The organism is Streptomyces sp. CA-249302 (assembly GCF_050936785.1).
Classification (GTDB): Bacteria; Actinomycetota; Actinomycetes; order Streptomycetales; family Streptomycetaceae; genus Streptomyces.
In genome coordinates, this window is sequence record NZ_JBNJMG010000001.1 from 4,052,657 (window position 1) to 4,076,522 (window position 23,866).

Annotated in this window: 19 protein-coding genes and 1 tRNA gene; 15 read left to right on the plus strand and 5 right to left on the minus strand. The window is 69.2% G+C overall.

Annotated elements, in window-relative coordinates; all coding sequences use genetic code 11:
* Window positions 1–20: 20 nt before the first annotated feature.
* Entirely contained in the window at window positions 21–3,680 is a 3,660-nt protein-coding gene (locus ACQEWB_RS18110; protein ID WP_432843875.1) for a LamG-like jellyroll fold domain-containing protein, read from the minus strand.
* Between the two features lie 353 nt (window positions 3,681–4,033).
* Here ACQEWB_RS18110 and ACQEWB_RS18115 point away from each other — a divergent pair, with 353 nt between their 5' ends.
* The 6 genes from ACQEWB_RS18115 to ACQEWB_RS18140 all read left to right on the plus strand — a co-directional run bounded on the left by ACQEWB_RS18115 (window position 4,034) and on the right by ACQEWB_RS18140 (window position 11,025).
* A complete protein-coding gene (locus ACQEWB_RS18115) occupies window positions 4,034–5,083 on the plus strand; it encodes an ABC transporter substrate-binding protein (RefSeq protein WP_432832148.1) in 1,050 nt (349 codons plus the stop codon).
* 1 nt (window position 5,084) lies between these two features.
* Window positions 5,085–5,918: a siderophore-interacting protein gene (locus ACQEWB_RS18120; protein WP_432832150.1), complete on the plus strand. Its 834-nt coding sequence runs from the start codon at window positions 5,085–5,087 to the stop codon at window positions 5,916–5,918.
* Window positions 5,919–6,028: 110 nt separating this feature from the next.
* Window positions 6,029–7,471: a lysine decarboxylase DesA gene (gene desA / locus ACQEWB_RS18125; protein WP_432832152.1), complete on the plus strand. Its 1,443-nt coding sequence runs from the start codon at window positions 6,029–6,031 to the stop codon at window positions 7,469–7,471.
* The gene (locus ACQEWB_RS18130) at window positions 7,455–8,732 is read left to right on the plus strand and encodes a lysine N(6)-hydroxylase/L-ornithine N(5)-oxygenase family protein (protein ID WP_432832154.1); all 1,278 of its coding nucleotides are present in this window, start codon (window positions 7,455–7,457) and stop codon (window positions 8,730–8,732) included. The genes desA and ACQEWB_RS18130 overlap by 17 nt, the downstream gene beginning before the upstream one ends.
* The gene (locus tag ACQEWB_RS18135; RefSeq protein WP_432832156.1) at window positions 8,729–9,259 is read left to right on the plus strand and encodes a GNAT family N-acetyltransferase; all 531 of its coding nucleotides are present in this window, start codon (window positions 8,729–8,731) and stop codon (window positions 9,257–9,259) included. Before ACQEWB_RS18130 ends, ACQEWB_RS18135 begins: the two co-directional genes overlap by 4 nt.
* Window positions 9,256–11,025: an IucA/IucC family protein gene (locus ACQEWB_RS18140; protein WP_432832158.1), complete on the plus strand. Its 1,770-nt coding sequence runs from the start codon at window positions 9,256–9,258 to the stop codon at window positions 11,023–11,025. Before ACQEWB_RS18135 ends, ACQEWB_RS18140 begins: the two co-directional genes overlap by 4 nt.
* 60 nt (window positions 11,026–11,085) lie before the next feature.
* On the opposite strand, the gene ACQEWB_RS18145 is transcribed toward ACQEWB_RS18140, so the two are convergent.
* Entirely contained in the window at window positions 11,086–12,654 is a 1,569-nt protein-coding gene (locus ACQEWB_RS18145) for a beta-N-acetylhexosaminidase (RefSeq protein WP_432832160.1), read from the minus strand.
* Between the two features lie 66 nt (window positions 12,655–12,720).
* Between ACQEWB_RS18145 and ACQEWB_RS18150 the strand changes: the two genes are divergently transcribed.
* Window positions 12,721–13,605: a DUF4429 domain-containing protein gene (locus tag ACQEWB_RS18150; protein WP_432832162.1), complete on the plus strand. Its 885-nt coding sequence runs from the start codon at window positions 12,721–12,723 to the stop codon at window positions 13,603–13,605.
* A gap of 49 nt (window positions 13,606–13,654) precedes the next feature.
* Here the strand turns inward: ACQEWB_RS18150 and ACQEWB_RS18155 are convergent, their stop codons facing one another.
* Window positions 13,655–15,220, minus strand: a complete 1,566-nt coding sequence (locus tag ACQEWB_RS18155) for a purple acid phosphatase family protein (protein ID WP_432832164.1) — start codon at window positions 15,218–15,220, stop codon at window positions 13,655–13,657.
* Window positions 15,221–15,406: 186 nt separating this feature from the next.
* Between ACQEWB_RS18155 and ACQEWB_RS18160 the strand changes: the two genes are divergently transcribed.
* Together ACQEWB_RS18160 and glmS are read left to right on the plus strand one after the other, a co-directional pair.
* Window positions 15,407–15,664 carry a hypothetical protein gene (locus ACQEWB_RS18160; RefSeq protein WP_432843877.1) on the plus strand — a complete coding sequence of 86 codons (258 nt, stop codon included), beginning with the start codon at window positions 15,407–15,409 and terminating at the stop codon, window positions 15,662–15,664.
* A 37-nt stretch (window positions 15,665–15,701) separates the two neighbouring features.
* Window positions 15,702–17,519, plus strand: coding sequence for a glutamine--fructose-6-phosphate transaminase (isomerizing) (gene glmS, locus ACQEWB_RS18165; RefSeq protein ID WP_432832166.1), 1,818 nt, complete (start codon window positions 15,702–15,704; stop codon window positions 17,517–17,519).
* 121 nt (window positions 17,520–17,640) lie between these two features.
* Here the strand turns inward: glmS and ACQEWB_RS18170 are convergent, their stop codons facing one another.
* A complete protein-coding gene (locus tag ACQEWB_RS18170; protein WP_432832168.1) occupies window positions 17,641–18,201 on the minus strand; it encodes a GPR1/FUN34/YaaH family transporter in 561 nt (186 codons plus the stop codon).
* Between the two features lie 150 nt (window positions 18,202–18,351).
* A complete protein-coding gene (locus tag ACQEWB_RS18175; protein WP_432832170.1) occupies window positions 18,352–18,879 on the minus strand; it encodes a universal stress protein in 528 nt (175 codons plus the stop codon).
* 335 nt (window positions 18,880–19,214) lie between these two features.
* On the opposite strand from ACQEWB_RS18175, the gene ACQEWB_RS18180 reads away from it, so the two are divergent.
* The 6 genes from ACQEWB_RS18180 to ACQEWB_RS18205 all read left to right on the plus strand — a co-directional run bounded on the left by ACQEWB_RS18180 (window position 19,215) and on the right by ACQEWB_RS18205 (window position 23,857).
* Window positions 19,215–19,547: a hypothetical protein gene (locus tag ACQEWB_RS18180; RefSeq protein ID WP_432832172.1), complete on the plus strand. Its 333-nt coding sequence runs from the start codon at window positions 19,215–19,217 to the stop codon at window positions 19,545–19,547.
* 378 nt (window positions 19,548–19,925) lie between these two features.
* Window positions 19,926–21,179, plus strand: coding sequence for a helix-turn-helix domain-containing protein (locus tag ACQEWB_RS18185; RefSeq protein WP_432832174.1), 1,254 nt, complete (start codon window positions 19,926–19,928; stop codon window positions 21,177–21,179).
* A 149-nt stretch (window positions 21,180–21,328) separates the two neighbouring features.
* Window positions 21,329–21,931 (plus strand): oligoribonuclease, encoded by a 603-nt coding sequence (orn, locus tag ACQEWB_RS18190; protein WP_432832176.1) that lies wholly within the window; start codon window positions 21,329–21,331, stop codon window positions 21,929–21,931.
* Window positions 21,932–22,035: 104 nt separating this feature from the next.
* A tRNA-His gene (locus tag ACQEWB_RS18195) sits at window positions 22,036–22,108 on the plus strand.
* Between the two features lie 145 nt (window positions 22,109–22,253).
* Complete coding sequence (locus ACQEWB_RS18200; RefSeq protein ID WP_432832178.1) at window positions 22,254–23,063, plus strand: alpha/beta hydrolase; 810 nt, start codon at window positions 22,254–22,256, stop codon at window positions 23,061–23,063.
* On the plus strand, window positions 23,060–23,857 hold the full coding sequence (locus ACQEWB_RS18205; protein ID WP_432832180.1) for an oxidoreductase: 798 nt from the start codon (window positions 23,060–23,062) through the stop codon (window positions 23,855–23,857). Before ACQEWB_RS18200 ends, ACQEWB_RS18205 begins: the two co-directional genes overlap by 4 nt.
* Window positions 23,858–23,866 lie beyond the last annotated feature (9 nt).

Here is a 23,866-nt window from a genome sequence, read left to right on the forward strand (position 1 = left end):
TCGAAGGAGGGCGGTGGTCGTCAGCCGCCGGTCATGGTGTCGACCTGGGTGCCGTCGGCCGCCGCGCCCGTCCAGATGCGGATGTCGGAGATCCGGCCGGGCAGGTAGTGGCCCCAGGCGCTGTTCACGAAGCTCTTGCCGACGGCGAGTTCACCGGAGCCGACGACCGCGGTGTACGGGGTATCGGTGTCGTTCTGCGTGGAGTCGAGGTAGAGCGCGATGGTGCCGGCCTGCGCGTCGTACACACCGGTCAGCCGCACCCGGCTGCCGACCACGGCCGCGCTGTCGGAGTCGACGGCGGTGAAGGTGCCGGCGGCGTCGAGGCGGCCGAACCGCCAGAAGCCGACGGGGACTTCGTAGGGATTGTCGTCGTCGTCGAAACGGGTCTCGGTGCCGGTCGTCTCGTACCACAGGCCCCAGGCGGAGCCGTCGGCGGTGCGCTGGCCGAGGATCTGCCCGATGAAGCCGGTGCCCTTGGCGTTGAGGGCGGTCTGGTCGAGTTCGACCTCGGTGGTGACGGTGAAGGAGCCGGTGTCGTCGACGACCGGTCCGGCGGTGGTGGCCGCGTCGTCGGTGCCGTCCAGGACGATCGCCTCGCCGTCGAGCGAGGCGCCGCCGGTCAGGGTCAGCGTGCGTGCGTAGCCGGTGACGGTGTCGGCGAGCGTGGTGCCGCTCGCGCCCTCCGGGTTCCAGGCGGCGACCATCTCGGTGGCGGTCGCCGTGTCGGTGGAGTCCAGCAGCCTGGCCTCGGTGGCGACCGCGGCGGGCGTGAGCGCCTCCTGGAAGACGGCGGCCTCGTCGATGCGGCCCTTCCAGTACTGCTCGAAGGTGCCGTACACATAGCTCGCGCGGCCGAACTGCAGCGGGCCGTCGGGGGTTTGCTTCTCGCCGCCGGACGGGACGGCCACCGGGGTGCCCTGGGCGCGTCCGTTGACGTACAGCTGGATGGTCTTCTCGTCGGCGTCGTAGACGCCCGCGACGTGCGTCCACACCTTGAGCGGCGGGCCCTCGGCGAGGGCGTTCTTGGTGACGAAGTGCCGGGTGCCGCTGCTGTCGGACCAGTTGAAGCGGAACACCCAGCGCTTGACGCCGCCCGACCAGTACAGGGAGAAGCCGGAGCTGTCGCTGCCGGTCTGGGAGAGGACCGTGCGGTAGGCGCTGCTGTCGGTCAGGTACGTCCAGGCCGAGACGGTGTACGAGGACTGGGTGTTGACGGCCGCGGAGGCGGTCGCCGCGTATCCGGTCTGCCGGGTGGTGTCGGAGGTGTCGTTCAGCCACAGCGAGCGGTCGCTGGAGCCGCGGCGGCCCCAGCCGGACCAGCCGGCGCCGGTGGTGTAGAGGGTGGCCGGGTGGCGGGTGCCGGCGGTCGTCGCCTCGTCGGCGGCGAGGGTCTCGCCGGAGCCGACCGCGCTGTCGTTGAAGTGCCAGCGTCCGCTGGCCCCTTGGCCCTCCTGCACGTTGAACTTGACGCTCGCCTTGGCGCCCCAGCGTCCGCTGCCCACGTTGTCCAGCGCCTGCACCTGGAGCACCTGGGTGCCGGCCAGCTCCGGTGCGATGCTCTTCACCACCGTCGTACCGGAGACCGTGGACGACCAGGCGGTGGCGGAGGACAGCTTGTAGCGGTAGCCGACGACGGTGGCCGCGTCACCGGAGGCCGGGGCGAAGGTGAAGGTGCCCTTCACGCCGGGTCCACCGGCCGGCGGGCAGTCGTTGGCGGTGCAGGCGGAGTACGGGGTGCCGAAGGTGATCACCGGGGCCTTGGGGGCGGTGGTGTCGACCTTGAAGTAGCACCAGCCCTTGGTCGTCACGGTGCTGTGCGACTCCAGATAGCTCGCCCCGCCGTTGTAGTAGGAGCGGGTGAACACGGCCATTCGGTACGTTCCGCCGTCCGCCAGCGTCACCGGCGAACTGACCTCCACTTTCTTCCCGTCTCCGGTGTAGCCGGGGCTGACCGGGCGGACGGGTTCGGTGATCAGGCTCCAGGTGTTGTCGGCGTTCTTCTTCTGCACGTAGAAGTGGGTGCGCAGGTTCGCCTCGGACTCGCCGCCGGCGAGGGTCTGGGCGACCGCGCTGAGGGTGGGCGTGGGGTCGGACAGGACGTCGGGGTCGCTCGCGTCCGTCTCGCACGAGGAGACCTCGCCGGACAGGACGCCGGGACTGGTGGGCGGCGCCGGGACGCCCACGTAGTCGACGTCGAGCACGGCGTCGTCGTCGAACCGCTTCCAGCCGTTGGGGTCCGCCTCGTTGTACGCCTTGAGCATCAGCGTGAGGCGGGAGAAGTCGCCGGCCGCGAAGGACTTCACCGTGTTGGTGAGGTTCTCGTAGCTCTGCGCCGGGTCGTCGTTGAACTCGATGGGCGCGTCGGGCTGGCTCGGGTCGCAGGCGGTGCCGCGGCCGGCCGACACCGTGCGGTCGCCCATGATGTCCCAGTTGCTGGTGGGCCCCGGCCAGCGGGTCGCGGAGGAGATGTTCGGGGTCCGCACCAGCTGCACGGTGGTGTGCGTGCACGACATCGACCAGCGCTCGGTCACCCGGAACGTGGCGTCGAGCACCCGCTTGCCGCGCAGCGCGGTCGGCGCGAACTCGAAGTACATGCGCTGCTTGTAGCCGGAGCCGCAGTAGTAGGCGTAGCCGCCGGTCACATAGGTGCCGCAGTAGCCGACGCCCTCGCCGTCGTCGCCGCCGGAGAAGTTGTAGAAGGTGTCGCCGTCGGAGGACAGCAGCGTGCGCTCGGACTCGCCCCAGGAGACGTCGGGGTCGATGTAGAGCGGGTAGACCGTGTCCTCGCCGGTGAGCAGCGCGGTGTCGGGTACGACGCTGATGGAGTCGGCGTCCGCCGTGACCGGCAGTGCCGTGGAGGCGTCCCCGTCGCTCGGGCCGGCCGCCGGGTCGGGGGTGTGGTCGCCGTCGGACGGGACCTGCTCGTCCGCCGCGGTCAGCGACATGGTGGACGGCCCGGATGCCTCCGACGCCCCCGTCGCCCCGGAGGTTGCCGCGTCGCCCGCGCTGTCCCACTGGCGTGCGGTCGGGGTGCGGAAGACGGCGTTGCCGTTGTCGTCGAGGGCGTTCAGACCGCCGCCCGCGCCCTCGCTCAGGGTCAACCCCTGGGCCTGCACGGGGAAGTCGAGCTTCTTCAGCTCGTCGCTCGCCGCGGCCTCGGGCGTCTTGACGACGAGCACCTCGCGGTAGCCCTCGGTGGTCGCGGTCATCCTGAGGTCGACGCCGGGCAGCACCTCGGGGTAGACGGCCGACGCTCCGTCGAGGGTCGGCTCGGGCAGGGTGCCCGGCCAGCCGACGGTCAGGGAGTGGCCGCCCTCGGCGACCGTCACGAGGTCGGCGCCGGAGCCGCCGCCCGAGAAGGACACGTCCGCGACGCTCGCCTTCGGGCCGACGGTGCCGTCGGCCCGTCGCTCCAGCGTGGCGTCGGGCTCCGCCCAGGAGCCGTCGGACTGCCGCGCACGGACCGGCACGGTGGACATGCTCAGGGAGAAGGTGGTGCCGTCCGGGTTGGCGTAGGTGGTGGCGTATTCGGTGCGCTCGCTCTTCACTTCGACGCGCTCGCCGCTCTCGACCGCTTCCTGGGCGGCTTTCTGAGCGTCGGTCAACTCCGGCTGCTTTTCCTGCTCTTCGGCGGAAACGGAAGAAACTGCGGCCGCAGGAAGCGCATTGAGTGTCCCCATGCCCACCGCGAGGACGGTGACGAGAGTCAACCATCTTCCGCGCACAGGTCTTTGACGGAACGTCAGAACAGGTGTCACTACAGCCCCCCGTGAGCCACAAGTCCCCAACTGGCGCAATTTTTACGCACCTTGACCGTCCATAGTCAAGGTTGATCCGCGGATTACCCGCGCTTTGGCCAATTCCCCGAAATAAAAGGAGAGGTAAAGGGGAACACCCGGAAAACGAGACCTGAACAGCGGGCGATGTGGCGCCGGTCACAGAGCCCCCGACTCTGGACATCAGCTGAGGTTAGGCTAACCTTCGTTCGAACTTGTCCGGCGGGCGCTCCGCCCCGTTCGAAAGCAGCCACACCATGCCCAACGCCAGAGTCACCCACCTCACCCGACGCGGCATCCTCGCCGCCGGCGGCGCCCTCGGTCTCGGTGCCGTGCTCGCGGCCTGCGGGGACGACGACGCGAAAAGCGGTGACTCCGGCAAGGAGACGGCGGCGGCCAAGTCCGGCCCGTGGACCTTCAAGGACGACCGCGGCGAGACCGCGAAGACGGACAAGATCCCCGCGAACATCGTCGCGTTCGTCGGTGTCGCCGCCGCACTGTACGACTACGGCATCGAGTCCAAGGGTGTCTTCGGTCCGACGAAGACCAAGGACGGCAAGGCCGACGTCCAGGCCGGCGACATGGACATCAGCAAGGTCACCGTCCTCGGCAACGAGTGGGGCCAGTTCAACATCGAGAAGTACGCGGCCCTCGCCCCCGACGTACTGATCTCCACGATGTTCGACGACGCCGGCACCCTCTGGTACGTCCCGGACGAGTCGAAGAAGAAGATCCTCGCCGTGGGCGCCCCGAGCGTCGGCATCTCCGTCTACGACCGCCAGCTCACCGAGCCGCTCCAGCGCATGCTGGAACTCGCCAAGTCCCTTGGCGCGGACACCGCTTCGAGCAAGGTCACCGCGGCCAAGAAGGCCTTCGAGGACGCCGCCGCCCGGCTGCGCGCGGCCACCAAGGCCAACCCCGACATCAAGGTGATGGCCGGCTCCGCGAGCGCCGACCTGTTCTACGTCTCCGGCTCCAACCTCTCCGTCGACCTGGAGTACTTCAAGGCCCTCGGCGTGACCTTCGTCGAGCCCTCGGAGAAGTCCAAGGCCAAGGGCGGCGGTTGGTACGAGTCGCTGAGCTGGGAGAACGTCGACAAGTACGACGCGGACATCATCATGATGGACAACCGCACCTCGGCCATCCAGCCCGCCGACATCACCGAGGCGACCTGGAAGAAGCTCCCCGCGGTCAAGGCCGGCCAGGTCATCGCCCGCAACCCCGAGCCGATCCTGTCCTACGACAAGTGCACCCCGCTGCTCACCAGCCTGGCGGAGGCGATCGAGAAGGCGAAGAAGGTCAGCTGACATGACTACGGCCGTAGCCGCCCCGTTCCGTTTCTTCTCCCTCCAGGTCGTACGGACGAGGCGGCTCGGCCCGTCCCTGGTCCGGGTCACCTTCGGCGGCGAGGAACTGCAGCACTTCTTCTCCGACGGCCGCGACCAGTCCCTGTCGCTGTTCGTGCCGCACCCGCACCAGAGCGAACCGGTCGTACCGGTCGAGCTCGGCGACGGCTGGTGGCAGGCCTGGCGCGAACTCCCGGACGACGTACGGGCCGTGATGCGGTCGTACACGCTCCGGTCGCTGCGTCGGAACCCCGACGAGATCGACATCGACTTCGTGCTGCACACCCCGGCCGGGCCCGCCTCCGCGTGGGCCGCCCGGGCCTGCGCCGGCGACCGGGTCTTCCTGCTCGGCCCGGCGATCGCCGACAACCGTGCGATCCGCTTCCGCCCGCCCGCCGACACCGACCTCGTGGTGCTCTGGGGCGACGGGACCGCGCTGCCCGCCATCTCGGCGATCCTCGAGTCCCTGCCCGCCGGACAGCGCGCCCGCGTCTGGCTCGAGGTGCACGACGCCGGGGACATCCAGGACCTCGGCACGGAGGCCGACGCCGAGATCACCTGGCTCGTGCGGGACGAGACCGGCGCCGAGGGGTCATCCATGGCCCTCGACGCCCTCCGCGACGCCCAACTCCCGCCCGCCGAGCACCCGTACGTCTGGATCGCAGGCGAGTCCGGGTCCGTCAAGGCGCTGCGCCGGCACTTCGTCGGCGAGCGCGGGATCGACCGGCGCCGGGTCACCTTCGTCGGCTACTGGCGGCAGGGCATGACCGAGGAAGAGCTGCGCGCGGCCGAGTAGTTCACGACGTACCCCGAAGTGATCACCGTCACGATCAAGGCTGCCCTCAACCCGCATTACTTAGGTTAGGCTAACCTAAGTAAACGCTCCCGCACCGGAGGACCCCGCACATGCGCTCGCACCTGCTCAATGACACGACCGCGGAGCAGTACCGTCGCTCCGTCACGGAAGGCGTCGAGCGGGTGGCCGCCAAACTCGCCGCCACCGAAAGCCCGTTCACCGGCGTCACGGTCGACGCTCTCGCTCCCCGGATCGACGCGATCGACCTCGACCGGCCGCTGCACGACACCGGGGCCGTGCTCGACGAGCTGGAGGAGGTCTACCTCCGGGACGCGATCTACTTCCACCACCCCCGCTACCTGGCCCACCTCAACTGCCCGGTCGTCATCCCGGCGGTGCTCGGCGAGGCCGTCCTGTCCGCCGTCAACTCCTCCCTGGACACCTGGGACCAGTCGGCCGGCGGCACCCTGATCGAGCGCAAGCTCATCGACTGGACCACCGCCCGTATCGGCCTCGGCGAGAACGCCGACGGCGTCTTCACCTCCGGCGGGACCCAGTCCAACCTCCAGGCCCTGCTGCTGGCGCGCGAGGAGTCGAAGACCGACTCCCTAGCCAAACTGCGCATCTTCGCCTCCGAGGTCAGCCACTTCAGCGTGAAGAAGTCCGCGAAACTGCTGGGTCTCGGCCAGGACTCGGTCGTCTCCGTCCCCGTCGGGCACGACAAGCGGATGCAGACCGTCGCCCTCGCCCACGAGCTGGAGCGCTGCCGCCGCGACGGCCTGATCCCGATGGCCGTCGTCGCCACCGCCGGCACCACCGACTTCGGCTCGATCGACCCGCTGCCCGAGATCGCCGAGCTCTGCGAGCAGTACGGCACCTGGATGCATGTCGACGCCGCCTACGGCTGCGGACTGCTGGCCTCGCTGAAGTACCGGGACCGCATCGACGGCATCGAGCGCGCCGACTCGGTCACCGTCGACTACCACAAGTCCTTCTTCCAGCCGGTGAGTTCGTCCGCCGTACTGGTCCGGGACGCCTCGACGCTACGCCACGCGACCTACCACGCCGAGTACCTCAACCCGAAGCGCATGGTCACCGAGCGCATCCCCAACCAGGTCGACAAGTCCCTCCAGACCACCCGCCGCTTCGACGCCCTCAAGCTGTGGATGACCCTGCGCACGATGGGCGCCGACGGCATCGGCCAACTCTTCGACGAGGTCTGCGACCTGGCGGTGGAGGGCTGGCGGATCCTGGCCGCGGACCCGCGCTACGACGTGGTCGTCGAGCCCACGCTCTCCACCCTCGTCTTCCGCTACATACCGGCCGCCGTCACCGACCCGGCCGAGATCGACCGCGCCAACCTGTACGCCCGCAAGGCCCTGTTCGCCTCCGGCGACGCCGTGGTCGCGGGCACGAAGGTCCAGGGCCGCCACTACCTGAAGTTCACCCTGCTCAACCCCGAGACCACGACGGCCGACATCGCCGCCGTCCTCGACCTGATCGCCGGCCACGCCGAGCAGTACCTGGGAGAGTCCCTTGACCGCGCGTCCTGAAACCCCGTCCAAAACCCTCGACTTCGTGGGGATCGGGCTCGGCCCCTTCAACCTGGGCCTGGCCTGTCTCACCGAGCCGATCGACGAACTCGACGGCGTCTTCCTGGAGTCGAAGCCGGACTTCGAGTGGCACGCGGGCATGTTCCTGGACGGCGCGCACCTCCAGACCCCGTTCATGTCGGACCTGGTCACGCTCGCCGACCCGACCTCGCCGTACTCCTTCCTCAACTACCTGAAGGAGAAGGGCCGGCTGTACTCGTTCTACATCCGGGAGAACTTCTATCCGCTGCGGGTGGAGTACGACGACTACTGCCGCTGGGCCGCCAACCGGCTGAGCAGCGTGCGCTTCGGCACGACGGTCGCCGAAGTGACGTACGAGGACGGCCTTTACGGCGTGCGGACCGAGGCCGGTGACGTCTACCGCGCCCGGCACCTGGTCCTCGGCACCGGCACCTCGCCGCACCACCCGGAGGCCGTGCGCGGTCTGGGCGGCGACTTCTTCCACAACTCCCGCTACATGCAGAACAAGGCGGAGCTCCAGAAGAAGGACTCGATCACGATCGTCGGCTCCGGGCAGTCCGCCGCCGAGATCTACTACGACCTGCTCAGCGAGATCGACGTCCACGGCTACCGGCTGAACTGGGTGACGCGCTCGCCGCGCTTCTTCCCGCTCGAATACACCAAGCTCACGCTGGAGATGACGAGCCCGGAGTACATCGACTACTACCGCGAGCTCCCGGAGGCCACCCGCTACCGGCTCACCCAGCAGCAGAAGGGCCTCTTCAAGGGCATCGACGGCGACCTCGTCGACGAGATCTTCGACCTGCTCTACCAGAAGAACCTCGGCGGCCCGGTGCCCACCCGGCTGCTCACCAACTCGGCGCTCGAAAAAGCGCGTTGGGAGAACGGCACGTACACCCTCTCCTTCCGTCAGGAGGAGCAGGGCAAGGAGTACGACCTCGAGACGCAGGGCCTGGTGCTGGCCACCGGCTACAAGTACGCCGAGCCCGAGTTCCTGGCCCCGGTGAAGGACCGGCTGCGCTACGACTCCCAGGGCAACTTCGACATCGCCCGCAACTACTCCATCGACACCACCGGCCGCGGCGTCTTCCTCCAGAACGCCGGCGTCCACACCCACAGCATCACCAGCCCCGACCTGGGCATGGGTGCCTACCGCAACAGCTACATCATCCGTGAGCTGCTCGGCACCGAGTACTACCCGGTCGAGAAGACCATCGCGTTCCAGGAGTTCGCCGTATGACCTTCACGTTCCGTCCCCTCGACCCCTTGAAGGACGGCGAACTCCTGCACTCCTGGGTCACCCACCCCAAGGCGGCCTTCTGGATGATGCAGGACGCGAGCCTGGTCGACGTCGAGCGCGCCTACATGGAGATCGCGGCCGACGAGCACCACCACGCGCTGCTGGGCCTCGACCGGTACGGCGTCCCCGCCTTCCTCATGGAGTACTACGACCCCCGCCACCGCGAACTGGTGGGCCTGTACGAGCCGTTGCCGGGTGACGTCGGCATGCACTTCCTCACCCCGCCGACCGACACGCCCGTCCACGGCTTCACCCGCGCGGTCATCACCGCCGTCATGGCGCACCTCTTCGAGGACCCGTCGGCCGAGCGCGTGGTCGTCGAACCGGACGTCACCAACAAGGCCGTCCACGCCCTGAACGAAGCCGTCGGATTCATCGCCGAGCGCGAGATCCAGAAGCCCGAGAAAATGGCCCTTTTGAGCTTCTGCACCCGCGAACAGTTCGAGAAGGCGATGGTGCCCGCATGAGCCTCGCCGACTCCGTCGCCCACCTCTCCCCCGAGCGCTGGGAGAAGGCCAACCGCCTCCTGATCCGCAAGGCCCTCGCCGAGTTCGCCCACGAGCGGCTGATCACGCCGGAGCCGGACGGCGACACGTACGTCGTCCGCAGCGACGACGGCCTCACCCGCTACCGCTTCACCGCCGCCCGCCGTGCCCTCGACCACTGGCAGGTCGACGCCGACTCGATCACCCGCCACCGCGACGGCGCCGAACTCCCCCTCGCCGCCCTGGACTTCTTCATCGAGCTGAGGAACGCGCTCGGCCTGAGCGACGAGATCCTGCCGGTCTACCTGGAGGAGATCTCCTCCACCCTCTCCGGCACCTGCTACAAGCTCACCAAGCCGCAGCTCCCGGTCGCCGAGCTGGTGCGATCCGACTTCCAGGCCATCGAGACCGGCATGACCGAGGGCCACCCCTGCTTCGTCGCCAATAACGGCCGGCTCGGCTTCGGCATCCACGAGTACCTGTCGTACGCCCCCGAGACCGCGAGCCCGGTCCGGCTGGTGTGGCTGGCCGCGCACCGGTCCCGTGCCGCCTTCACGGCCGGTGTCGGAATCGAGTACGAGTCCTTCGTGCGCGAGGAGTTGGGCGAGAAGACCGTCGAGCGCTTCGACGACGTCCTGCGCGAGCAGGGCCTCGACCCCGCCGACTACCTCCTCATCCCCGTCCACCCCTGGCAGTGGTGGAACAAGCTCACCGTCACCTTCGCCGCCGAGGTCGCCCGTAAGCACCTGGTGTGTCTGGGCGAGGGCGACGACGAGTACCTGGCCCAGCAGTCCATCCGGACCTTCTTCAACTCCTCCAGCCCCGAGAAGCACTACGTGAAGACGGCCCTGTCCGTCATCAACATGGGCTTCATGCGCGGACTCTCGGCCGCCTACATGGAGGCCACCCCCGCGATCAACGACTGGCTGGCCCAACTCGTCGAGGGCGACCCGGTGTTGAAGGCCACGGGTCTGTCGATCATCCGGGAGCGGGCGGCCGTCGGCTACCGGCACCTGGAGTACGAGAAGGCGACGGACCGCTACTCGCCGTACCGGAAGATGCTCGCGGCGCTGTGGCGCGAGAGCCCGGTCGCCGGCCTGCGGGACGGCGAGTCCCTCGCCACCATGGCCTCCCTCGTGCACGTCGACCACGAGGGGGCGTCCTTCGCGGGCGCGCTGATCGAGCGGTCGGGACTGGCGCCGGCGGAGTGGCTGCGCCACTACCTGCGGGCCTACTTCACGCCGCTGCTGCACAGCTTCTACGCCTACGACCTGGTCTACATGCCGCACGGCGAGAACGTGATCCTCGTCCTCGAGGACGGCGTCGTCCGGCGCGCGATCTACAAGGACATCGCCGAGGAGATCGCCGTCATGGACCCGGACGCGGTGCTGCCGCCGACGGTCGAGCGGCTGCGTGTGGAGGTCCCCGAGGAGAAGAAGCTCCTCTCCGTCTTCACCGACGTCTTCGACTGCTTCTTCCGCTTCCTCGCCGCGAACCTCGCGAGCGAAGGGGTCCTGGAAGAGGACGACTTCTGGCGGACGGTCGCCGAGGTCACCCGCGAGTACCAGGCCTCGACGCCCGAACTCGCCGAGAAGTTCGAGCAGTACGACATGTTCGCGCCCGAGTTCGCGCTGTCCTGCCTCAACCGGCTCCAGCTGCGCAACAACCAGCAGATGGTCGACCTCGCCGACCCTGCGGGCGCCCTCCAGCTGATCGGAACCCTCAAAAATCCCGTCGCGGGGTTCTGATCACAGCGAACGGGCACCCCGGAGTACGGTCCTCCGGGGTGCCCGTTCGGCATGTTCAGCCTAGTTGGCAGGCCACGGGACCTGCGGAGACCGGTAGTAGCCGATCCCCATGGCATCCCACCGCGCCGCCTGCGCGGCCAACCGGACCTTGTAGCCGTCCCAGTCGTGCGTCGCGGCCGGCGACCACCCGAGCTCGGCGACGCCCGGCAGCCTCGGGAAGGTCATGTAGTCGATGTCGGCGCTCGTCACGATCGTCTCGGTCCACAGCGGCGCCTCGACACCCCTGACCGCCGAACCCGGCACCCCGGCAAGGTAGTTGCCCGGATCCCAGTCGTACGACCGCTTCACCTCGACCAGCCCCGCCCAGTCCTGCCCGAGCGGAGTGTCCTCGGTGTACTTCATGTCGAGGTAGACCCGGTCGGCGGGCGAGAGGACAAGGCCGGTCCCGTTCTGCGCGGCCTTGACGACCTGCGCCTTCTCCGCCGCGTCGGTGTCGTCCAGACCCCAGTACTGCGCGATCGCCCCCTTGGCCGGGTGCGCGCCGGTCAGCTGGTGCCAACCCACCACCGTCTTCCCGTACTTGGCGACGACCGGCTGCACCCGGTCCATGAACTTCACGTAGTCGTCGTGGGGCGTGGAGTGCGCCTCGTCGCCGCCGATGTGGAGATAGCGGCCCGGCGTGATCGCCGCCAGCTCGCGGATCACGTCGTCCACGAAGTCGTACGTGACGTCCTTGTTCACGCACAGCGAGCTGAAGCCGACGTCGGTGCCGGTGTAGAGCGGGGGCGCCTTGCCGTCGCAGTTGAGGTCGGCGTAGGAGGCGAGGGCCGCGTTGGTGTGCCCGGGCAGGTCGATCTCGGGGACGACCTCCAGATAGCGGGAGGCGGCGTACCGGACGATCTCCCTGTAGTCGGCCTTGGTGTAGTGGCCGCCGGGTCCGCCGTCCACCTCGGTCGAGCCGCCGTAGGTCGCGAGCCGCGGCCAGGAGTCGATGGCGATGCGCCAGCCCTGGTCGTCGCTCAGGTGGAGGTGCAGCTTGTTGATCTTGTAGAGGGCCAACTCGTCGATGTAGCGCTTGACCTGGACCACCGTGAAGAAGTGGCGGGAGACGTCGAGCATGGCGCCGCGGTAGGCGTAGCGCGGCGAGTCGGTGATCCTGCCGCCGGCGATCAGCCAGGGGCCGGGCTGTACGGACCTCTTCTCCACCGCGGCGGGCAGGAGCTGGCGCAGGGTCTGGACGCCGTGGAAGAGACCGGCGGAGTGGGCGGCGGTGAGGGTGACGCCTGCGGGGCCGCTGTCGAGGCGGTAGCCCTCCGCACCGAAGTCGCCCTTGGACAGCCGGAGTCGGATGCCGCCCTTGCCATGGGCGGTCAGCGGCAGTCGGTAGCCGGTGGACGGGCGCAGGATGTCCGCGAGGTACTCGCCGACCCTGCGTGCCTCACCCGATCCGTCCACGTGGACGGCGGTGTCATGGGTGATGCGGTACGGGGACCCACCGGGTGTCACCGACTCGGGCGCCGGAACCACTCGGTCGAGCGGGGTCGGGGCGGCTTTCGTCACCGTGGTGGCTCCTACTGTGAAGGTGCCGACCGCCGCCACGAGCAGCAGCGATCCCAGAACGCGGTGCATTCTCACATGCGCTCCCTTCGATTGGTAGAGACCACTCTCCCGCAGATCCGGTGAAACAATCCCCCCATGGCGGAAATCATCCAGAAGGACGGCACGTGGGCCTTCGACGGGGACGCCCTGCGGCTGACGCCCGGACGGGACAGAAACGTCAGCCTCCTCCGCCGCACTCTGGGTGAACTCGTCGTCCCGCTGGGTGCGTTGGCGGGTGTCTCCTTCGAGCAGGGCAAGAAGTCGGGGCGGCTCAGGCTGCGGCTGCGCGACGGCGCCGACCCGCTGCTGCACGCCTCCGGCGGCCGGCTGACCGAGCCCAACGACCCGTACCAACTGCTCGTCGAGTCCGACCGCTACGGTGTCGCCGAGTACTTCGTGGACGAGGTCCGCAACGCGCTGCTCCTGGACGAGGTGCCGTCCGACCCGGTGGACGGCTATCTGCTGCCCGGCCCGCCCGTCCCGCTCTCGGTCTCCGCCGGGGACGGCACCGCGAGCTTCGACGGCGAGCACGTACGCCTGGAGTGGAACTGGAAGACGGAGGACGCCAAGGCCGCCGCCGGCACCCGCACCCTGCCGGTCACCGACCTCGTCTCGGTGGAGTGGCAGCCCGCGGTCGGCCTGGAGAACGGGCATCTGCGCTTCACCGTGCGCCACGCGCCGACCAAGGCGCCGCCCAAGTACGACCCCAACTCCGTGGAGCTGTGGGGCTTCAAGAAGGACCCGCTGATGGCCCTGATCGCGGCCGCGGTCCAGGCACGGCTGCCGCATCCGTCCGCGCCGGCCGTGACGGACGTACCACTCGCGGAGCCCCCGAAGCAGCTCGCGGCCGCCGGACCGCGCGAGGACGACCACGACGCTCTGCTACGGCGGCTGCGGGAGCTCGGCGAGCTGCACCGCACCGGGGTGCTGACCGACGAGGAGTTCGCCATGGCCAAACAGGCGGTCCTCAAACGCATGTGAGGACCGCCTGCCCGGAGGTGCGCCCTGCCTTCCGGGCGTACCGGTACCGCTACTTGGCCCGGCGGGCCACCGTGAAGTGGTCGATGCGGTCACCGGTCTCGGCGATGCCCGACACCTTCAGCTTGGCGTAGCGGCCCTTGGCGGCGGGCTCCACGTCCACGCGCAGGAAGGAGTAGTTGAGGTAGCGCACCCGGGACCAGGCGACGGTCTCGTTGACCTTGCCGTCCTTGGTGTTGATGAAGGAGGCGACGGATTCCTGCTCGTTGAGGTGGCCCTCGTAGGAGTCCGGCGCGGTGAACGCGTACAGGCTGCGGCCCGCGGCGCCCGCCGTCACGTAGACGACGCCCTCGGTCTCGGGGTACGCGGTCTCGCCGATCGGCAGCTTCTTGACGACCTGGTTGCCCTTGATGACGTCGGTGCGCTCGTACTGGTGGTTGTGGCCGTTGATGACCAGGTCCACCGTGTACTTCTCGAACAGCGGCACCCACTCCTGTCGCACGCCCCCCTCCGAGGCGTGCGCCGTGGAGGTGCAGTACGCGCAGTGGTGGAAGAACACGACGATGAAGTCGATGTCCTTCGAGGCGCGGTACTTCTTCAGCTGGCCCTCGAACCACGTGGTCTGGGTGCCGCCGGAGATGCCGAGGTTGGCCGGGATCTCGAAGGACACGTCGTTCGGGTCCAGCGAGATGATCGCCGTGTTGCCGTGGACGAAGGAGTACACGCCCGGCAGGTGCGCCTTGTCCGGCCCGTTGTCGGGGAGGCTGAACCGGGCCTCCTCGCCGCCGTAACCGTTCGGCGAGTACCAGGCCTCCATGTCGTGGTTGCCGTAACTCACCATCCACGGCACGGACTTGGCGACCGACTCGGTCTGCGCGAGGAACTGGTCCCACACGCGGGAGTCGAAGCCGGTGTCGGCGGCCTTGCCCTGGCCGGCCGGGTCGGCGTACGCGATGTCGCCGGCGTGCAGGTGGAAGCTGGGGTTCTGGCCGAGGATCAGGCTGTCGTTGGCCAGGCCGTGGTAGCTGACGCCCTGGTCGCCGAAGGCCGTGAAGGTGAACGGCTCGCTGCGGCCGGGGGCGGTGGTGAAGGTGCCCAGGGTGCCGAGCAGGTGCGGCTCGGCCGGGTCGAAGCCCTGGTGGCCGACGCCGTAGTAGTACGTCCGGCCGGGGCGCAGGTGGCTGAGCTTGGCGTGGACGTAGTACTGGGTGTGGTCGGCGCTCGCGCCGACGCCGGCCGGCGTGTAGAGCGTGCGGATCTCGGCCTCGATCTTGCGGGAAAGGTCCCACGGGTGGGCGCCGATGCGGATGAAGGGCTTCTTCACCGCGACCGGGACCTGCCAGGAGACGGTCATCTCGGTGCTCGCGTCGTTGCCGAACGCGAGGTGGCGGCCGAACGGGGCGACGAGGGAGCCGTCGACGTACTCGGTAGCGGGGGCGGTGCTCTGCGTGGGGACCGCGGCCTGCGCCACGGCACCCGGCACGAACGCGCCACCGGCGACGGCGCCGATGGTCACGGCACCGCCTCTCATCAGGTTGCGCCGCGAGAATCTCGCGCGCAGGTACTCGTGCTGCTCGGCCATGCTCATGCGCTCGGCGAGCTCTTCGGGTACTCCCATACGAGGAATGTCCATGGCGTCTGAAACTCGTCTCCACAGACGACAAACCGCAAGACGCGGAATGGACAGCCTGCGAACAGAGTGCCATGAGAGATTCAACGTTCCCCCAAAGATCCTTAACAGCAGCCTGCCCGAAATCGGGCAGGATTCTTGCGAATCCCCTCGCGGTACCTCAGGATCTACCGGGTGCACGACGAACTCGTAGATCATCTGACGCGCTCCACGCCCCTGAACCGGGGCGAGGCGCTGCGGGTGATCCAGGACGTGCTCGCCTTCTTCGACGAGACGACCACGGAGTACGTCCGTCGCCGCCACCGCGAGCTGCAGGCCCAGGGCCTGGTGAACGCGGAGATCTTCGACCGGATCGAGGCGGACCTGAAATACCGGGCGGTCGCGCCGCCGGAGCTTACGCTCAGGCAGCTGCGCCGCATCGTCTACGGCTGATCCATCGGGATCCGCGAACGCTGAGGGATACGTATATATGTGCGGAATCGTCGGATACATCGGGAAGCGTGACGTCGCCCCGCTGCTGCTGGAGGGCCTCCAGCGGCTGGAGTACCGCGGTTACGACTCCGCGGGCATCGTCGTCACCTCCCCGAAGACGGCGGGGCTGAAGATGGTCAAGGCCAAGGGGCGGGTGCGCGACCTGGAGGCCAGGGTCCCGGCCCGCTTCAAGGGCACGACCGGCATCGCCCACACCCGCTGGGCCACCCACGGCGCCCCGTCCGACGTGAACGCCCACCCGCACATGTCGGCCGACCAGAAGGTCGCCGTCGTCCACAACGGCATCATCGACAACGCCTCCGACCTGCGCCGCAAGCTGGAGGCGGACGGCGTCGAGTTCCTCTCCGAGACCGACACCGAGGTCCTCGTCCACCTGATCGCCCGCTCCCAGGCTCAGACGCTGGAGGAGAAGGTCCGCGAGACCCTGCGGGTGATCGAGGGCACGTACGGCATCGCGGTGATGCACGCCGACTTCGCGGACCGCATCGTGGTGGCTCGAAACGGTTCCCCGGTGGTCCTCGGCATCGGCGAGAAGGAGATGTTCGTCGCCTCGGACATCGCCGCGCTGGTCACCCACACGCGGCAGATAGTGACTCTCGACGACGGCGAGATGGCCACCCTCAAGGCCGACGACTTCCGCACGTACACGACGGAGGGCACCCGCACCACGTCGGAGCCCACCACCGTGGAGTGGGAGGCCGCCTCCTACGACATGGGCGGCCACGACACGTACATGCACAAGGAGATCCACGAGCAGGCCGAGGCGGTCGACCGCGTGCTGCGCGGCCGGATCGACGACCGCTTCTCCACCGTGCACCTCGGCGGCCTGAACCTGGACGCCCGGGAGGCCCGCCAGATCCGCCGGGTGAAGATCCTGGGCTGCGGCACCTCGTACCACGCGGGCATGATCGGCGCCCAGATGATCGAGGAGCTGGCCCGCATCCCCGCGGACGCCGAGCCGGCCTCCGAGTTCCGCTACCGCAACGCGGTGGTCGACCCCGACACCCTGTACGTCGCCGTCTCCCAGTCCGGTGAGACGTATGACGTCCTCGCGGCCGTCCAGGAGCTCAAGCGGAAGGGCGCGCGGGTCTTCGGCATCGTGAACGTGGTCGGGTCGGCGATCGCCCGTGAGGCGGACGCCGGCATCTACGTGCACGCGGGCCCCGAGGTCTGCGTCGTCTCGACGAAGTGCTTCACGAACACGACGGTCGCCTTCGCGCTCCTCGCCCTCCACCTCGGCCGCACCCGCGACCTCTCGGTCCGCGACGGCAAGCGGATCATCGAGGGCCTGCGCAAGCTGCCCGAGCAGATCACCGAGGTCCTCAAGCAGGAGGAGCGCATCAAGGAGCTGGCCGAGCTGTACGCCGACGCCCGCTCGATGCTCTTCATCGGCCGGGTCCGCGGCTACCCGGTCGCCCGCGAGGCCTCCCTGAAGCTCAAGGAGGTCTCCTACATCCACGCGGAGGCCTACCCCGCCTCCGAGCTCAAGCACGGCCCCCTCGCCCTCATCGAGCCGGCCCTCCCCACGGTCGCGATCGTCCCCGACGACGACCTGCTGGAGAAGAACCGCGCCGCGATGGAGGAGATCAAGGCCCGCAGCGGCAAGATCCTGGCGGTGGCCCACCAGGACCAGGAGAAGGCGGACCAGACGATCCTGGTCCCCAAGAACGAGGACGAGCTGGACCCGATCCTGATGGGCATCCCGCTGCAACTCCTCGCCTATCACACGGCGTTGGCGCTGGGCCGGGACATCGACAAGCCGCGGAACCTCGCGAAGTCGGTGACGGTGGAGTAGTAACTCCCAGATTCCCTCCGGGACTTCTTCCCGGACATGAACGACCCCCCGTGCGCCACCAGCACGGGGGGTCGTTCCTTCAGGGACCGGGGCCGCCCAAGTACCCCGGCCCACCGCTGCGTCAGCCGGTGGCCGTCACCCCCCGGCCTGCAGCGCGTCGGGGAAGGACGGTCGGCCAGTGGGCCAGCGCGGCGGTCGCCGCGTACCAGGCCACCGCCCCCGCCGCCACGGCGAACCAGCCGCCCACCTTGGTGAGCGAACCGCTGGTCCCGAACTCCGCGATGGCGAGCAGCACGAGGGAGACGAAGAACAACCCGTAGGTGCCCTGGGTGAGTTGGTCCCCGCCCGCGAGGGTCAGGGAAAGGGCCACGAGGGCGAACAGCAGCAGGAACAGCCCGCCCGCATTGGCGGAGCCGTGCGCGGCGACGGCCCAGGTGAACCAGAGCGCACCGAGCGCCGAGAACGCCGTACCGTTGACGGAGTCGCCTTCACGGAAGGCGAGGAGTCCGGCGACGAACAGCGCAACGCCGCCTACATAGTGGGCCAGTGATACGGCGTCAGCGGCCGATACGCCGTTGATCACGTCGGTGTATCCGAGTCCGAACGCCAACAGGGTGATTCCCAGGGCGAGTCGGCCGACCACGGTGGTGGTCGCAGTCCCCGCGGAGACGTCTTTGTCCACTGCGGGCTCCCTTCATGCATGTGCAGTTGTGCGGTGACCGATATATGCCCTTCACAAGAGCACAAACACCTCTACGCGCGAGTAGATTTGCACGCTGCACAAAGAAAGCCACCCCTTCCCAGGGCGCATCTCACCTGGGAGAACGGGGAGTTACGGAATGACAACGACAGGGCGCTTGGCGCGCTTGGCGAGCCGCCCCGCGACGGAGCCGAAGATCCGCCCGACGATGCCGTGCGTGGAACCGACGACGATCGCGTCGGCCTCGTACTCCCGCCCGACCTCTTCGAGTTCGTGGCAGATGTCGCCGCCGCGCTCGACGAGGATCCAGGGCACCTCGGACAGGTACTCCGCGCAGGCGAGTTCGAGTCCGAGCACCTCGGTGCGGTGGTCCGGGACGTCCACGAAGACCGGCGGCTCGCAGCCGGCCCACACCGTGGTGGGCAGCCGGTTGGCGACGTGGACGATGATCAGGCCCGAACCGGATCGATGGGCCATGCCGATGGCGTACGCGAGGGCGCGTTCACTGGACATGGAGCCGTCGAAGCCTACGACGACGCCGTGCTTGAAGGCTGGATCGCAGGAATGACGTGGCTCTTCCGCCGCCTGGGGCTCGGCCGCCGTGGGATCGGCGACGGGCCGCTTGCGGTCCGCGGGTTCGAAGAATTCGTGAGCGGCCATGGCTGTCTCGGCGTTTTGATCCTTTGTGGGAGGGCCCGCGAGCGGAGCTCGCTGCCAACTGCGGCAGTGTGCGGCGGAGCTGTGTCCGGGAATGGTCTTCCCACGCCCATACCCCCAAGGGTACGGCGCCACGCCTCCTTCGCCCAGATCCCGCCCACGGTCTGTGGGGGTTCCAGGGAGCATGCACGAGGGGGCGCCCGTAACGCAATGGTTGCTGCGCTGTACAGGCGGTTTGCACAGGATTCACTTACCCGGGGGCCGTCCGGGGCCCCGCGCACAGTGACCGACGGGTCGAACACGCGTTGAACCCCGTACCCACGCCCCAGGGAGCACGCATGTCCGGACCGCACCCCACCCCCGACTCCCCCCGCGCGACCAACCCGCCCCAGGACCCGGCGACCGACGTCGTCCGCTGGGCGGCCTTCAGCTGCGTCCTGGTTCCCGTGGTCCTCCTCTGGTACGGCACCTCGCTCGCCGGCACGGCCGGTACGGCCCTCGGTCTCGCCGCCGTCACGGCCGTATGCCGGCTGTTGCTGCGCCAGTCCGAGCGCGGTGCGGCCAGAATGCTGGCCGAGGAACGCGCCCCGCACCGGGGCCGCCGTCACAGAACGGGTACGGGTGCACACAGAGGCGGACGTCACACTGGGGGAAATACACCGGTCGGCTGACCGGTTTCGATGCACGCGCCCGACGCTTTTCAGCCAACTTCCGGCCCCCGTGCATCACCACCCCGCACCACCCCCCAACCCCCGTTCGACCTGCACGGACAGGGGTCAACGGACCCCGCGCACCCTACGTGGATTGGCCACCACGACAAGGCGCACTTCCCTGCACGGCCCACGAGTGCAACGCTTCGTGATCGAATGCTTCACGCCAAGTTGCCATGTCGACAATGTGCCGGTTCCCGAACTGGGTCACCCCGGCACCACGGGACACAGTAGATTCGATCTTGACGTCTTACGGCGGGGGACTCGTGCAGGACCGAGGGGAAACGTGCAGGAGCGACACAACCGAGGAGCCGCGACCACCGAGGGGGGCTTAGCAGTATGAGCCACGACTCCACTGCCGCGCCGGAAGCCGCGGCCCGGAAACTTTCCGGGCGACGCCGCAAGGAGATCGTCGCGGTGCTGCTGTTCAGCGGCGGCCCCATCTTCGAGAGTTCCATACCGCTGTCGGTGTTCGGGATCGACCGCCAGGACGCCGGCGTGCCGCGCTACCGACTGCTGGTGTGCGGCGGCGAGGAAGGCCCACTGCGGACCACAGGGGGCCTGGAACTCACCGCGCCGCATGGCCTGGAAGCGATCTCCCGCGCGGGCACGGTCGTCGTACCGGCCTGGCGCTCGATCACTTCACCGCCGCCGGAGGAGGCGCTCGACGCACTGCGCCGGGCGCACGAGGAAGGCGCCCGCATAGTCGGGCTGTGCACGGGTGCCTTCGTGCTCGCCGCGGCCGGCCTGCTGGACGGCCGTCCCGCCACCACGCACTGGATGTACGCGCCGACGCTGGCCAAGCGCTATCCGTCGGTGCACGTGGATCCGAGAGAACTCTTCGTCGACGACGGGGACGTACTGACTTCGGCCGGTACGGCGGCCGGAATCGACCTCTGTCTGCACATCGTGCGGACGGACCACGGCAACGAGGCGGCCGGTGCGCTGGCCCGTCGTCTGGTCGTCCCGCCGCGCCGGACGGGAGGTCAGGAGCGCTACCTGGACCGCTCTTTACCAGAGGAGATCGGCGCCGACCCGCTCGCCGAGGTCGTCGCCTGGGCGCTGGAGCACCTGCACGAGCAGTTCGACGTGGAGACGCTGGCGGCACGCGCGTACATGAGCCGCCGCACCTTCGACCGCCGCTTCCGCTCGCTGACGGGCAGCGCCCCGCTCCAGTGGCTGATCACGCAGCGGGTGCTGCAGGCACAGCGCCTGCTGGAGACGTCGGACTACTCGGTGGACGAGGTCGCGGGCCGCTGCGGCTTCCGCTCCCCCGTCGCGCTGCGCGGTCACTTCCGCCGCCAGCTGGGCTCGTCCCCGGCGGCGTACCGCGCCGCGTACCGGGCCCGCCGCCCGCAGGGCGACAAGCCGACGGACGTGGAGGGCACACCGGGGCCGGCCGCTCCGGGTCCTGTCCTGCACCCTGACGGCCCGGTCCCGCTGCAGAGCCGCCGGGCGGCCGCGAGCGCGGTGGGCTCGGGGGCCTCGCTGTCGGCGACGGCATCCGCGTCGGCCTCGGCTTCGGCCGAGAACGGGCGCGAGGCGTATCTGGCGGGCCGGGCGACCCTGCCGGGGCAGCGCAGCGGTATGTGACCTCGAAGCGCCGGGCGGTTTTCAGCCCGTCCGGCGTTTGAGGACGAGGCCGTTCAGGCCGCAGCGGGGGTCTGGGGGCGGCAGCCCCCAGTCACGCCCGCACCGACGCCGGGGACCACAAAAGCGAGCGCCCGCTTTAGGGTGGTCGCATGAACGATCGCATGGTGTGGATCGACTGCGAGATGACCGGCCTCTCGCTGTCCGACGACGCGCTCATCGAGGTGGCCGCCCTCGTCACCGACTCCGAGCTGAACATCCTCGGCGAGGGCGTGGACATCGTCATCCGTCCGCCGGCCAGGTCCCTGGAGACGATGCCGGAGGTGGTCCGCCAGATGCACACCGCGTCCGGCCTGCTGGACGAGCTCGCCGGCGGTACGACGCTCGCGGAGGCGGAGGACCAGGTCCTCTCCTACGTCCGCGAGCACGTGAAGGAACCCGGCAAGGCCCCCTTGTGCGGCAACTCCGTCGGCACCGACCGCGGCTTCCTGGCCCGGGACATGACGACGCTGGAGGGCTACCTCCACTACCGCATCGTCGACGTCTCCTCGGTCAAGGAGCTGGCCCGCCGCTGGTACCCGCGCGCCTACTTCAACAGCCCGGAGAAGAACGGCAACCACCGCGCCCTGGCCGACATCCGCGAGTCCATCGCCGAGCTCCGCTACTACCGCGAGGCCGTCTTCGTCCCCCAGCCCGGCCCCGACTCGGACACCGCCAGGACCATCGCCGCGAAGCACGTTCTGCCTGCTCAGTAGCGGTCCGGAGGGGCGCCGCGGAAGTCGTGCGCGAGCACCCCTTCGGACCCTGTACACTTTTTCTCGGCCGGTAGGGGAGACCCGAAGCAGTAACGCCGGTCATGGTGGGTGTAGCTCAGCTGGTAGAGCACCTGGTTGTGGTCCAGGATGCCGCGGGTTCAAGTCCCGTCACTCACCCTGATGCAAAAGGCTCTCGGCCCGTGGAAACACGGGCCGAGAGCCTTTTCGTCGTTCGTACCGACGGACAGACGGCTGGACGCCCCCGAACCACTGGGGTGCCACCCCGGTGCGAACGCACCGGGGTTCCGGGTTTCGTGTGCCCATGACCTTTCCGCTCCCCGTGGTCTTCGTCCACGGACTCTGGCTGCACAGCACCTCCTGGCGACCGTGGATCGAGCTGTTCCGCGAGGAGGGCTACGACCCGTCCGCGCCCGGTTGGCCCGGTGACCCCGACACCGTCGAGGAGGCGCGCCTGAACCCCGAGAGCGTCGCCGGCTACGGCATCGACGACGTCGTGGAGCACTATGCGGCCCTGATCGAGGCCCTGCCCGTGCGGCCCGTCGTGATCGGCCACTCGTTCGGCGGGATGATCGCGCAGAAACTGCTCGGTCAGGACCGCGCCGCCGCGGCGGTCGCGATCGACGCCGCGCAGATCAAGGGCGTCCTGCCCCTGCCGCTGTCCGCGCTGAAGGCGACGTTCCCGGTCTTCAGGAACCCGGCCAACAAGCGCCGGTCGGTCTCCCTGACCGCGGAGCAGTTCCGGTTCGCGTTCGGCAACGCCGTTCCGGAGGAGGAATCGGCGGCCCTGTACGAGCGCTGGACCGTCCCCGCGCCCGGCAAACCGCTGTACGAGGCCGCCGCCGCCAACTTCAACCCCCACTCGCCGGCGAAGGTCGACACCGAGAACAGCGGACGCGGCCCGCTGCTGCTCATCTCCGGCGGCAAGGACCACACGGTGCCCGAGGTCGTCACCCGGGCCACCCTCAAGCAGTACCGGCACTCCGAGGCCGTCACCGACATCGTCAACTTCGCCGACCGCGGGCACTCGTTGACGATCGACGGCGGCTGGCGCGAGGTCGCGGACACCGTTCTCACCTGGCTGCGACAGCAGGGTCCGGAGACCGGGCGATGACCTCCGACCCGGGCCTGGCCGGACGGACCGTGGTGGTCACCGGTGCCGGGCGCGGCATCGGGCTGGCTATCGTCGAGGCCTTCCTCGCGGCCGGTTCCCGTGTCGTCGCGGGGTCGAGGGAACGCACCGACGCCCTCGACGAGCGGGTGAAGCAGGGTGCCGAACTCACCGTCGTGGAGGTCGACCTCGCCACGCCCGACGGTCCGGCGGCGCTGGTCGCCGAGGCCGTGGCGGTCCACGGCGGTGTCGACGTCCTGGTGAACAACGTCGGAGCGGTACGGCCGCGGACCGACGGCTTCCTGGGCGTGACGGACGAGGACTGGGAGTGGACGTTCACGGTCAACCTCATGGCCGCGGTCCGCACCACCCGGGCCGCGCTGCCGCACCTGCTCACCGCCGGCGAGGGAAACATCGTCACCGTCTCCTCGGTCAACGCCCGGCTGCCGGACCCGCTGGTCATCGACTACGGCGCGGCGAAGGCGGCGCTGACCAACTTCTGCAAGGCCCTGTCCAAAGAGGTGGGGCCGCGCGGTGTGCGGGTGAACACCATCGGTCCCGGCCCGGTGGAGACCGCGCTGTGGCAAGGCGCGGGCGGTGTCGCCGCCACGGTCGGCCAGGCCCAGGGCGTCGACCCGCGGGACGTGGCCCGCGGCGCGGCGGACCAGTCGGTGACCGGCCGCTTCACCAGGCCGTCCGAGGTCGCCGACCTGGTGCTCTACCTGGCCGGCCCGCGCGCGGCGAACATCACCGGCGCCGACTTCGTCATCGACGGCGGCCTCGTCGAATCCCTCTGACCGGCCGTC